Annotated in this window: 9 protein-coding genes; all 9 read right to left on the bottom strand. The window is 35.2% G+C overall.

The window, feature by feature from the left end; all coding sequences use genetic code 11:
- Positions 1 to 93: 93 nt before the first annotated feature.
- The 9 genes from ABD676_RS15920 to ABD676_RS15880 all read right to left on the bottom strand — a co-directional run bounded on the left by ABD676_RS15920 (position 94) and on the right by ABD676_RS15880 (position 12,436).
- Positions 94 to 1,671 carry a PKD-like family lipoprotein gene (locus ABD676_RS15920; RefSeq protein ID WP_344675726.1) on the bottom strand — a complete coding sequence of 526 codons (1,578 nt, stop codon included), beginning with the start codon at positions 1,669 to 1,671 and terminating at the stop codon, positions 94 to 96.
- Between the two features lie 6 nt (positions 1,672 to 1,677).
- Complete coding sequence (locus tag ABD676_RS15915; protein WP_344675725.1) at positions 1,678 to 2,466, bottom strand: DUF4843 domain-containing protein; 789 nt, start codon at positions 2,464 to 2,466, stop codon at positions 1,678 to 1,680.
- An 11-nt stretch (positions 2,467 to 2,477) separates the two neighbouring features.
- Entirely contained in the window at positions 2,478 to 3,899 is a 1,422-nt protein-coding gene (locus ABD676_RS15910) for a RagB/SusD family nutrient uptake outer membrane protein (protein ID WP_344675724.1), read from the bottom strand.
- A gap of 3 nt (positions 3,900 to 3,902) precedes the next feature.
- Positions 3,903 to 7,373 carry a SusC/RagA family TonB-linked outer membrane protein gene (locus ABD676_RS15905; protein ID WP_344675723.1) on the bottom strand — a complete coding sequence of 1,157 codons (3,471 nt, stop codon included), beginning with the start codon at positions 7,371 to 7,373 and terminating at the stop codon, positions 3,903 to 3,905.
- 160 nt (positions 7,374 to 7,533) lie between these two features.
- On the bottom strand, positions 7,534 to 8,670 hold the full coding sequence (locus ABD676_RS15900; protein WP_344675722.1) for a FecR domain-containing protein: 1,137 nt from the start codon (positions 8,668 to 8,670) through the stop codon (positions 7,534 to 7,536).
- A 125-nt stretch (positions 8,671 to 8,795) separates the two neighbouring features.
- On the bottom strand, positions 8,796 to 9,362 hold the full coding sequence (locus ABD676_RS15895) for an RNA polymerase sigma factor (protein WP_344675721.1): 567 nt from the start codon (positions 9,360 to 9,362) through the stop codon (positions 8,796 to 8,798).
- Positions 9,363 to 9,665: 303 nt separating this feature from the next.
- Positions 9,666 to 10,109 carry a hypothetical protein gene (locus ABD676_RS15890; RefSeq protein ID WP_344675720.1) on the bottom strand — a complete coding sequence of 148 codons (444 nt, stop codon included), beginning with the start codon at positions 10,107 to 10,109 and terminating at the stop codon, positions 9,666 to 9,668.
- A 54-nt stretch (positions 10,110 to 10,163) separates the two neighbouring features.
- Positions 10,164 to 11,327, bottom strand: coding sequence for a clostripain-related cysteine peptidase (locus ABD676_RS15885; protein WP_344675719.1), 1,164 nt, complete (start codon positions 11,325 to 11,327; stop codon positions 10,164 to 10,166).
- Positions 11,328 to 11,350: 23 nt separating this feature from the next.
- Positions 11,351 to 12,436: a hypothetical protein gene (locus ABD676_RS15880; protein ID WP_344675718.1), complete on the bottom strand. Its 1,086-nt coding sequence runs from the start codon at positions 12,434 to 12,436 to the stop codon at positions 11,351 to 11,353.
- Between the last annotated feature and the right edge of the window lie 53 nt (positions 12,437 to 12,489).

Genomic DNA, 12,489 nt, shown 5'->3' with positions numbered 1-12,489 from the left:
TATGGTTGACATGCAAAATAAAACCACTAACTGTTAATTAATCTTTTATTTGATGTACTTTACAAGATGAAAGTATGGGGTAGTTAAAATGCCTTAGGACACCATATCGGTATATTGAACATCTTTAACTATACCAAAACCTTCCATTGGCTTGATGGTTTGTATAAGGTCACCCATTAAACCCTGTACATGCAAGAATTCCACCTTGCCGGAAGTGTTTGGACTACCTTCATCGTAAGTTCCTAAGATGATGCTGTATAAAACAGGATCCATACGAGCTGTAAAATTGATACTATAGCCTGATGAAGGATGTAATCTTACTAACCTTTCTGATTTTAATAAAGAAACCTTACGTCCATTTAAGTTTTTAGCTACTTTTAAGGTTTTGGTGTCCATTTCAAACTGATAAAGCTTGTCATTTGCCACATAGAATAAATACCCATATTTATTATCTAAGGCAAAATGTTTAGCTGAGGATAAGTCTGTTAAGATTGAGGTCACATCGGTTACAGAATGTAAAGAGACTGCTCCATTTGCTGTGAAATTGATTCTAACTAAAAAATATTGACTGTCCTTTTTAAGAATTGCTACAGTTTGACCGTTGAATGCTGCGGTGTGGGACATCCAAACCATATCCATTTTTGTGTCTGCTGTGCTAAAATCACCACTTTGAAAGTTAACAACAGTTCCTCTTGCAGATGTATAAAAAGTACGCATGAAGCGTTTCGCATCCATATCGTAGTACATCGAGTACAAATAAAAATTACCCATCGGCATGGCGATAAAAGGAGCAACTCGATATACTGTGCCATTTGGATTATTATTTAAAGGAACATTATAATATTTATTTAGCATATAGTAATAACTATAAATATTATTATCCTTATAAGCTAAATTAGCGAAATCATCACTAGGAGAAAGAAATTCTGCGGAGGCAGGGCTTCCACTAGCTGTTTCATTTTTGAAATTGTTTTTTACCGAATTGTAAGTAAATCCGTCCGATTGGTTGATCTTGTAGGTTTGACTTTTCGTATTTACATACAAGTAGGATTTAACTGCAGGGACAACAGGGTCACGATTGTAAAAAATTTCCATAGAAACTGGTTCACCTTGAAAATCAATAGATGTATTCGTGATTTGGTCATTCCAAAATGTATTAATATCTCTATAGACAGTTCCATTGCTATTCCAATTTTTAGGATCATCTTGGAAGTAATCTAAATGAGCTTTTTCATCTTTTGCCGATAGAACAAACCAACCTACTTTACCAAAAGTTCCATCAATATTAAGGATGTATTTATAAGACCATATTCTTCCTGTTGTAACATGCGTAACTTTTAAATAAGAACGGTATTGTCCAACTAGCATTTTAGGTATAGTTTTTAAGGTTAATTCTTTACCTAAAAAAATTCTTGCTTTTGAGTCATTTCCTGTTGAATAATCATAGGAATACCATTCATAAGTGAATTCCTCAGGATTATAAGCACCATTTCCTAAAGTAAGGTTAGGAGAAATAAGGAGTTCATCTCCAACTTTAATATTGACTGTATCTGGGAAATCAGCAATGGCCATTTGGTCCAGTTCCGAATAAGAATAATTTCCAAGATCTTTATTACAGCTAACCGCCAAAACGCTGGCGAAGAATAGCATTATTAGTAAATTCTTTTTCATTTTGGCTTAATTTGCAAAAGGTCCCATTGTGATTTTGTTTCCTTTGTCATCGTAGTAAATTCGACCTTCATTTTCCTCTTTTGTTAACCAGTATTTCATGTAACTAGCAAAGTTGAGTAGAGTACCAAGGGAAAATGGTTTTTTGCTATCGTAGAATACACTAGCATCCACTTTCATTACCTCTAACATCAATTCTACCTTTTTTCTAGAATAAGGACCCCAATAACCCTCTACTAAGGATTTTCCTGAAAATGTTGTCCATAAATACGGTACAGGGAAAAGGTCATCCAAATAAAGCTGTAGACTTAATAAATCCTGAACATTACTGCCGTTCTTTTTAGTAGCAATATTGGTTTGGAAGTTTTCATTACCTTTTAATTGAAGATTTAAATAGACACGAGTCGTTAAAAGATCTTCTGTTCGGTGTAATAACACTTGCAATGTATCAGTGACACGACCTGCACGGATTTTTGGTGATCCAACGAAGTCGTAATGCACACCTTCCTTCATGGAAGAAGTGTCTGCAGCATACACTGTTACAGGTCTATCCTCTGTAGATGGTTCCCCAGTGGTTCGGATAAGAATATTGATTAAACTATCCTTCACACTAGTTGGGGTTTGCCCCAAAGAGATCATTCTGACCATAGGATCTTGAGAGTTCCTGAAAAATTTCTCAACAAAATAGATGTTGTCTCCGCCCTCTTCTTCTGGGTATGTGGAAAGGGTATCTTCTTTACAGCCTTGTGCAAACAAAACTATCAAAAGAAGCCATATGTAATTATTTATGTATTTCATGTGATTAAAGATTAACGACCATTAGTTTCTTCTTCAGGAATTGCAACTGAGTATGCCGCATTGGTTACATTCAATTTATTATCACCTGTATTTACGGAGAAAATATTGGTTTTTTGTTTGCGCTTATAGAAATACCACAATTGTCCTTCACCATAAAATTCCTTCATGTATTCTTTGGTTAATTCATTTTCAAATTGTGCATAATCTGTAATATTAGCAGATAGATTACGGTGGTTTCTTACGGTGTTTAAGTATGATAAGGCCTGGGCTTGATCTGTAGTAGATTCCGCAGCGATATAATACATTTCTGAAATCCGAATTAATGGAACCATATACCTGCTGGTTATGGTTTTATCTGTGATATCCTGGTATTTTACAAAGGTTCTATAAGCAACTCCAGTAGTTGCTTCTGGCCATGAATAGGTATAACGATAGTCTGAAACATTATTTTCATAAACTAGATTGACAAGGTTATTTTGTCCGGTAGCTAAGATGTCAGACTCTTGAAGATTTGAGTCAAATTTTTCTTTTTGTACATCATATAGTTTATTGTTAAAAATAGAAAAGATGACTTCAGTAAAGAACTTGCGATCTGGATTAGCTCCATTTGCTGTAATTTTTTGGTGTGTAATCCAAGGGAAATTATCTTCTGCATCAATGACTTCTTGAGCAGCAGCTAAAGCAGCTTCCTTATTTCCTGCCCATTGTTGAACGCGAGCCTCTAAAGCCACAACAGCGTAGTAATTGAATCTGTTGTTTTTATAGCTCATGGAATCTGCCAAAGATTTAACATCTTCGGCGGATAAGATTTGTTTTGCAGTAGTAATATCAGCTAAGATTTTAGATACTACCAATTCTGAAGATAAGAAGGGCTGAATTTCTGTAGATAATTTATCTACATAAGGGATGGCCTCTAAGGACTTCGATTCTTCAGTATAAGCTGGACCAAATATGCGTAATAAATCGAAATGAAGAAATGCTCTTAATCCAATTGACTCACCGATTAACAATTGCTTTAGATGAGTACTCATGCCGTTTTCCACTGTAGGTAGTACAGTAGTAAAATCATTGATATTTGCAATTGTGGAATATAGGCCACTCCATACTCCTGAGAAGAAGACTTTTGGAGACACTTCTGTATATTGAAATTCCTGGAAATCAATTAATGGATTTGTCGAACTCGTAATACGGTATCTATGAGCCATGACCTCCAAATTGGTTAATGTCATTTTATTACCATACAAGTTATCAGCCGCTAATTTCAGAAGGAGTCCATTGTAAGCTTCCAAAACACCAGCCTCTGTGTTATAGATTTGATCTTTTGTAAATTTATCTTCAGGTTGCACATCTAACCATTTTTGGCAAGAAGAAAAGGATAATAAACCCATTAAGCCAAAAAGGATAATTCGAATTGTATTTGTTAATTTTTTCATGACTTAAAAATTGGCGTTGATGGAAAATGAATACATTTTAGAATAAGGATAATCAATACCACGTTCACGACGAATAGTAGACCAACGAAATACTTCGTTTGTAATGCCTGAAATTCGTAAGTTTTTCAATCCTGTTCTGCGAAGCCAGTTGGCATCTCTAAAATCATATCCGATAGAAATGGATTCTAAGGAGAATGAATTTTCTTGTTGAATGAAACGAGAGGATGGATTTGTGTGTTCAGTGATGGAAATACCTCTGAATTGTGCAATATCACCAACTGTTTTCCAACGGTCATACAATGCTCTTTTGTCTTGATTGTTATTGATTACACTGCTTAAACTAATGTTTTCTACTTTACTAAATAAAGCAGAGTTCATGACATCTTGATCGTAAATGAAACGCATGTAAGCTCCAAATGTAAATCCTTTGTAATTTAAATTGGTGCTTAAGACTCCTTGGATTTTAGGATTACCATTGCCAATAGCTACAATATCTTTAGGGTCGTAATCAAAAGTTTTGGAACCATCTTTTTTCAGGAATAATTCTCGACCAGTAGCAGGGTCAATTCCTAACGATCGAACCGCCCATAAATCATTAGGACTAAAGCCGTCTTTATAACGAATTAACGAAGCTGAATTCTGTAAACTTTGGTTTAGTCCAGCTAATAAATTATTAAAGTTGTTGTATTTCTGTTGACTTCTAGCACCAGTGACTCCAACATTCCAAATGAATCCTTCTTTTGGTCTGTGAATAACATTATACTTGGCAATTAATTCTATACCACGTACGGTCAAGTCACCTGCGTTAAAAGGATAAGCCCTTAAGCCAGTCGAAGCAGGGAGGTCAATGGCTACAGCTAGATCGTTTGTGATTTTCTCATAAGCATTGAAAGTCAGGTTCAATCTGTCATCTAATAATGTCGCGTCAATACCCGCACTAAATTGATTTGTTTTCTGCCAGCGTAAATTTTCATTAGCAAAAGTTGCTAAAGTTACCCCTTGTCCGCTGTAATTGTATGACGATAAATAATTGTAAGTAGATATAGAGGTCGTAGAGCTAAAGTTTTGGTTTCCTGTTACCCCATAATTTGCCCGTAATCTCAACTGAGATACCATTGGGTTTCCTTTTAAGAAGGCTTCATTATGGATGTTCCAGCTTCCACCAACCGCAAAGAAAGGTGAATAAGAGTTTTGACGACCAAATGCAGTTGAACCATCATAGTTAAAGGATAAGTCTGAATTATAACGATTATCGTAGCTGTAGTTTAATGCACCAATAAATGAATTTCTTCTACTGATTGTTTTCTGCGCATTTGGCAATCCATTTTCAGGGTAGCCGTAAGCAAAAGCAGGATTGCCGTTACTAGTTAAAGGGAATCCAACAGCATTAAATCCTAAAGATTTGTTGTTGTTATCAGAGAATTCAACGCGGAAGCTTGAGTTTAAAGTATGTTTATTGATACTTTTAGCATACGAAATCATTGCATTAGCTGTGTAAGAAATCTGGTCTAGCTCTCTATTGTTAAATGAACCTTTTTCAAGTACAGTCGTGTTTTGGAACCTCGTGTTTAATGGTGAAACAAATGCATTTGCGGTTGTATTGTTTTTTCTGATTTGGAAAGATCCTGTTGCACGCCATGCTTTGGATAAATTGTAAATCAATTGAAAATTATTGACGATGCCAAATTGTTTGGTGTTGTCATAACTATTCAACATGGTGTTATATAGAGGGTTATAAACCAGATATTCCTTTCCATATTCCTGTTCGATATATTTTTCAATAATTGGATTATAAGGATCCAAATTAGAATAGTAGGGATTCATATTTACCCAAGTAGAAAACGATCCATAATTAGATTCGTCTGCAGAGTTTCCACTAATGGTTAAGTTGTTGATAGCACTCAATTTATCTTTACGATATACTAAGTTACTACGTGCTCCCCACTCTTCACGACCAGAGCCTTTCATGACAGCATTGTTATTTTTATAGTTACCTCCAACATTAAATACGAAGTTATCATTACCACCCTCCGCATACAATGAATGTCTATGTGCGAATCCAGTACGTACTGGGGTTTTTAACCAATAAGTATCTACACCGCTCAGAACATTTTCTAACTTTCTGTTGTATAAAGGATCGTAATAGGTATGTTGTAGTTCTTGCTGATGTGATAATGCGGTGTAAATGCCGGTTAATTTTTCAAACTCCAATTTCTCTGCAGCATTCATCATATTATATGAACCTAAATCAGCTAACTCTAAGTTCATATCTGAGGAGTAGTTTAAGCGAAGCTCTCCAGCTTTAGGACGGATAGTTTCTACCACTACGACACCATTGGAAGCTCTTGAACCATAGATTGCCGTTGAACTTGCATCTTTCAGGATGGTGATCGATTCAATGCGGTTCATGTCTAAATCCAATATTGCTCTCAGGTTACTTTGGAATCCATCCAAGATAAATAATGGTTGATTGGGGTCATCGGTAAAAACATCACGTAAGTTGTCGCTGGTAATACTAGTCTGACCACGTAACTCAATATTTGGAAGAATGTTAGGATTCGCACCACTCAAGTTGTTCTCCATTACCAAGAAGGATGGATCAAGTGATTTAAGAGCCTGTATAACATTGGTATTTGCTACCTGTTTTAGTTCTTCACGTTTGAATTTAGCTGTTGCTCCCGAGAAGGATTCTTTCTTAAACTCCATCATACCAGTTACAACGATTTCATCTACCTCGTTGCTTACAGGTTTCATTCTAACAGTTAATCCAGAAGAGGTAAGTGTTGCTTTTAACTCTTGATTAGCATACCCTATAAAAGAAACAACAATGGTCTCATTGATAGCCGTAATAGGAAGGACGAAATTTCCTTCTTTATCTGTTACAACCACCTTTGCTGAAGAGGATTTTACACGAACAGTTGCTCCGGGAATAGGTCTACCATTTTCGTCGACTACCTTTCCATTGACTTGCTGTTGTTGTTCAAACGAAGGTTTAAGCTCCGATAAGTCTATAGAACCAGTCGAAGAAACAGCACCTTCCTTTTTTATCACAATCGTTTTGTCGAAATATTCGAAAGTCAGATTGCGAGGTGCAAGAATGCTGTTCAAAACCGCATTTAAGGGAGTTGAATTAAAGTTTACATTAATTTCCTTGATCTGTTCAATGTCCGTCTTCTTGTAGAAGAAGTTATAACCACTTTGTTTTTCAAGGTCCTTGAGAACAGTAGAAAGTTTTACATTTTCTCGTTTCAAGGTGATTTGTTGTGCTAATGAGCGTGCATTGACTTGTGTCATAGCCAATACAATGATCATGGCGATGATGTTTATTTTCATCAATAGTCTCGTTATAGGTCCGAAAGAAATTGTTTCCTTTGCCTGCTCATCTATCAACTGATTTTTACATGTTACAACCGGTTTTTGGTCGTAGCCGTAAAAAATCCCGTTCATAGAGAATGGAAATAAATTAAATTTCATTAATTTAGATTATTGGGTTGTGATAATTAATTAAAATGGATTTTCATTAGTCAAACAGCCTTATTTAGCGGATCCTGGGCCAACAGGGTCCGTTTTTTTATAGACTATTTTTCCAGTTTTAAGGTGCGTAATTTCTTTTTTTCATCATTTGATTTTTAGGTTAGTAAATTTGTAGTTTAATACGTTGGTTATTCATAATGGTGGCGGTCGATTTTAATCCCGCATAATTTAGCAACTCCACCAATCGATTTAAGGTGAGGTTTCTAGGTATTGCCCCAACATATTGGTTGGGTGCATGTGATGCTATTTTATTCTCAATATCGATATTGTACCATCTGGCTATTTCTCTTAACACTTCATTGGTGTTATTCCCATCAAAAAAGAACTCACCATTCGTCCAACCCAATACTTGATCCATATTGACCTGCGCTAATGCTAAAGGATTTGATCCATTGGATTTTGCTTGTTGATTAGGTTTCAATAAAAGCTGCTTTCCATAATTGTCAGATACTTTTACAGATCCTTCTTTCAGACTTGTTTGTGTAGTTTCTTCGGATTTATAGCCTTTAATGTTGAATTTAGTACCCAGTACTTCTATTGTTTGATCGGCAGTTTTGACAATGAAACGCGAATTATTCGATAAATGAGCCACTTCAAAATAGCCTTCCCCTTCAAGTTCAACAATTCTTTCCTTTGCATCGAAAGTACTAGGGAAAGAGAGTTTTGAATCCGAATTTAATAACACTCGAGTTCCATCACTTAACGTGATTGGAAATGTTGCTGCTATAGGTACATGAATACTATTCATTTGATTGATCGGTTCATTGGTGTTGGCTACAAAATAGCTAACCTTGCCATTTTCATCCTTCTTGATAATTAAGTTGTCTACCTGGACCTCTTCGTTCAATGCCAATTGGTCAAGATTTATCTCTTTGCCATTTTCTAAGGTCATGATCGCATGTTCTTTCGCCGGTTTTATTTGGCTTAATTCTTCCATGCTGGCTAGCTTTTCGTTATTGGCGAAGAAGTATTTAAAACCAATGAAACCTACAATAAGCATAGCCGCTGCTACTGGTAACCAAACTAACGGATATGGAAAACGCTTTGTAGGACGTGCAGAAATTGATTGTATCAATCGTTCTTTAGCGCCATTTCGAACTTCTTCTTCTTCAGCAATTGAATAAGGTTTGCCTTCTTGGTCTTCATACCATTTCAACAATTCATCGCGCTCAGCCCTGCTTTCCTTGTTTGCATGGAATTTTGTAAGTAATTGCAATAACCTGTTTTTGTCAATCATAATCGGGGTGGTTTACTGAGCCGTTAATAGGTAAGTGTCAAAACTTGCTATTAGCTTCTACTCAATAGGTGAGAAAAAATAAAATACTTTATAAGATGTTGATATTCAGTGGTAAAAAATATCAGCTAAACAAGGTTGGTATACAGTTTACTAATAGATCTTAAGCGGGAAATGGCTTTGTTGATATGCTTTTCGACAGTTGATTCCGATATGTCCAAACGCGTAGCAATCTCTTTATTGCTTAAGTATTCGTATCGGCTCATCTTGAATACAGCCTTACATTTTTCAGGAAGATTTTCTATTTCCTGTTCCACTAAATCAATAATATAGCGGTAGTGTAATCGATCTTCTAGTTCTACAGATTCATCCAAGATATCCAATTGGCTTAAATCGATTTCTGAAACTTCCGAATTAACTCTTTTACGATAATAAGCCATGATCAGGTATCTACATGAACTATATAGATAGGCAGGTAAGCTTTTAATTTCTTTAAGTTTATCTTTATTTTTCCAGACCGATAAAAAGAGGTCATGTAATATATCCTGCGCCAAATCTAGATCAGATACTTTAGAGAGGATATATTTGGAGAGATCTTTTGAGAAAAGATCATAAAGCATAACAAATGCCTTTTCATTGCTTTGCTCAATAGCAGTCAAGAGTGTTGAATAGGCCGTGTTTTGCTCTTCATTCATTTGAAAAATCTTCCAGTTTTAAACATCATTTAAAAACACACCCTAGGGTATGGTTCAAAAAATGATTTTACAATATTAAATTGGTCAAAAAGTGCTGCTTAACTGTTTTTTATTGGTGATACGATTTTTCAAATGTACGATTATATAATTTAAAAACTTTCTTTTTGTTTTTAGTTATTAGGTAATTCGTGAACAGTGATAGGTTGGTTAATTTTGATTACAAATTAAAAGGATGTGAATTACACATTTTTTGACCAATGAGACGAGAATTACTTGCAAAAAGTTCCAATATCTCTATTCGTTTTACTTTAAGCGTAATTTTGAGATAAGTTTTAACAAGGAGTCTCTATTTTTTCGGTCATGATAAAAAAGAGGTAATTTTTCTAATAAAGTATAATGCTCACGATCTTGTTTTTCTCTCAATTTAGCTCCTATATAGGCTTCTAAATAATCTAGATGGTCATAGTTGTATGCCCAAACAATATCATTTTTAAAAGGAGCTAGTAACCAAAGGTTGGCATAAAAGTATTGATGAGCAGGTAAAATTAAATTTCCTGTAGAACCAAAAAAAGTTGTTTCTGTGCTGCAATCCTTATTATAGGTACAGTTTTCACAAAGCAACCTTGCATTTCGGGTTTCATAATCAACCGTAGAAATTGCCTTTAAATCACATCGAGGACATTGGATAAATACTTTTTTATAAAATTCGGAAATCCTAAGCTTTTGATCTCGGAAACGTGTTTTCATGTTGGGGTTTATAATACTAATCATGCTAAATTAATTAAATTGGTTTATAATGTGTTACGGAGCGATTGCTTTATACCAAGCTAATTTTTGATAGGCAGACCATAAGGCACTATATTGTTGTTGAGGAATATAACAAGTCAAACCAGAATGTGTCGAAATTGACTGGTCTCCTGCAAGTGTATTGAGCATATCCGTATTATTCTTCCACAATACGATGTTAGATAAAATTTGATCGAGTTGAAGCAATTCTTGATCACTTTTAGCCAATGGAACTACATATGTTCGAAAATCAAAGAATAATCGGGTTGTTCCTCGATCAAAGCATTGAACACTCGCATGATTAATTGTAGGAAATAAGTGATAACGTTTTTTTATCCAATCTGCTAATTGTTGAATATCCTCTGTATTTATAAGGCTTAAAGTACAAGATTTGGTGAATAATGAAGCCTGATTCCAATAATTGAAGGCTTTTTGTGCAAAGCTGAATAGATTTTTTTGCTTTCCAACGAGTTGATTAATAGCATTCGGATAAACATAGCTAAAGCCAGGTGAAAATAATTCGGAGGATGAGGCTAAAATATATTTTGTTTTATCTTTCAGTTCATAGGCCACCTCAATTCCTGCCATATAACACGCTTCGAAAACAATATATTCAAAAAAATTATTTGGAATAGCGTGGGCAAATTCATACAGTTCCATTTCTTGATCTCGATCAATGCCGATGGAAGATTTTTGTTCCTTTCCGCTCTTTTTAGTCCTATTGATTACAGGTTCTAATCTAGTATTGTTCAACTGATTCAGTGTATTCTCAGGTAGCCATCCACTGGCATGGGAGAAATACAGAAGACCATAACTTTCAGATGGAAAATCATTCCTCAAGTTAATGAGTAGTTCTTGAAGGAAATTTGGGTCAACAGCGGAATGAGGTTGAAAGGTTTGAATGGGTTTGAATTTTTTATCAACGTCCAATCGGAGTAATTGGGTTTCTTTATTCTTTTGATCCAGGTAGGCTATTATTTCATGGCCATCATCTTTGTGCCAATACTTAGCTATTAGATCCAATTTTACTAACCCTTCTGAAGATAGATTATTGTCTACAGCTAGATAAATCAGAAGTACCTGCTTATATCCTCGATCATTCGACCAATGATCTTCCTTTCCACATGATGAGAAAAGGAAAATCATTAAAAAGAAGATATGTAATATTTTGGTCAACATGAATGGAAAGGATAAATGTTAATCTAATTATAATCTGGTTTTACATTTTCAGTTGTCCAAGGCAAAGGTAAAATGGTTGGGCTTACAGAAATTGGCAATAAATTAGGCAGAGAAGAAAGATTTTCTTCGGTGAAAATCAAATTGGTTTCATCGAGGTTATATATTTTTCCAAAATTAACAGATATAGGCATCCCACCTTCTGTTTTTAAGCCATTTATTGTGAGGAACATTGGGGAGTTGAATGATCCACCTACGTAAGTTACTTCTTCAAGACGAATAATAATTCTTGGAGATTGCCCATAATTTGGCAGGATATTGTAAGCCCAGACATTGGATGCAGTAGGTTTTGCCACATTTGATACCGATGTTGCTAATCCCGCGGCATTATAATCCATTAAAAATGGGAATTCGTTATAAACAACAGGGACTGTTGGTTGAAAATCAGTAGAGTTTGCCGTAAAGTAAGTGTTGTTTGAGGATCCAGCCAGATTGACAAATTTTAAAGTTCTATCGATATAGATTCCTTTTACTTTGAAACCTGTTATGTTTCCAGCTGCTTTGATACCTTTTATTTCAATTCTTGAAACCAGTGGTTTTATATTGATGGTAACAAAATTTACGGTAGGGTTTGGAGTAAAGAATTGACTTCCTGCAAGGTATGCGTTTTGTATATTACTTTGATTGGATGAAGTAATGAGATTTGTTTCAAAGGAAGAAATGACAGGATTCAATTTACCCGCCGATGGAATGGTGATTCCGGAAGGAACATTTCCTAACACGTAGACTCTGTTTGCTGTTGATTTGACCTTGGGAAAGTTTATCCCTGCATTCCAATCACTTACCAAAATCTCACCATCTACAGGGGTGCCAGATGTAATGATTTTGAAGCGATTGGTGATATTGTCTATGTTGTCTGTAAAGACCACGAATGCATTTTTTACTGTCACGGTGCTGCCTTGGGCCGAAGGTTCTATTGCGTAACTGTTGTCTTGGCTGATTTTTAGTGTTAAATCAATAAGCTCCTCGCTTTGATTTCCTTGTTCAGGTTTTGAACAAGAACTAATGCCTAGAATAAGTAAGGCTGATAGGATAAAAGTTAATCTTTTCATAATGGTTTCTAAATTGTTTGATTAAATTGCTGTTGTAACATGCAAGCAAAATT

Source organism: Sphingobacterium kyonggiense (genome assembly GCF_039536825.1).
Taxonomy (GTDB): domain Bacteria; phylum Bacteroidota; class Bacteroidia; order Sphingobacteriales; family Sphingobacteriaceae; genus Sphingobacterium; species Sphingobacterium kyonggiense.
The sequence above is the reverse complement of the archived record's forward strand: the minus strand, read 5'-3'. Positions and strand labels throughout refer to the sequence as shown.

What these genes read in the sequence shown, in the direction of transcription:
- ABD676_RS15920 (WP_344675726.1), bottom strand. Translation starts at nt 1,671, where the DNA reads ATGAAAAAGAATTTACTAATAATGCTATTCTTCGCCAGCGTTTTGGCG.
- ABD676_RS15915 (WP_344675725.1), bottom strand. Translation starts at nt 2,466, where the DNA reads ATGAAATACATAAATAATTACATATGGCTTCTTTTGATAGTTTTGTTT.
- ABD676_RS15910 (WP_344675724.1), bottom strand. Translation starts at nt 3,899, where the DNA reads ATGAAAAAATTAACAAATACAATTCGAATTATCCTTTTTGGCTTAATG.
- ABD676_RS15905 (WP_344675723.1), bottom strand. Translation starts at nt 7,373, where the DNA reads ATGAAATTTAATTTATTTCCATTCTCTATGAACGGGATTTTTTACGGC.
- ABD676_RS15900 (WP_344675722.1), bottom strand. Translation starts at nt 8,670, where the DNA reads ATGATTGACAAAAACAGGTTATTGCAATTACTTACAAAATTCCATGCA.
- ABD676_RS15895 (WP_344675721.1), bottom strand. Translation starts at nt 9,362, where the DNA reads ATGAATGAAGAGCAAAACACGGCCTATTCAACACTCTTGACTGCTATT.
- ABD676_RS15890 (WP_344675720.1), bottom strand. Translation starts at nt 10,109, where the DNA reads ATGAAAACACGTTTCCGAGATCAAAAGCTTAGGATTTCCGAATTTTAT.
- ABD676_RS15885 (WP_344675719.1), bottom strand. Translation starts at nt 11,327, where the DNA reads ATGTTGACCAAAATATTACATATCTTCTTTTTAATGATTTTCCTTTTC.
- ABD676_RS15880 (WP_344675718.1), bottom strand. Translation starts at nt 12,436, where the DNA reads ATGAAAAGATTAACTTTTATCCTATCAGCCTTACTTATTCTAGGCATT.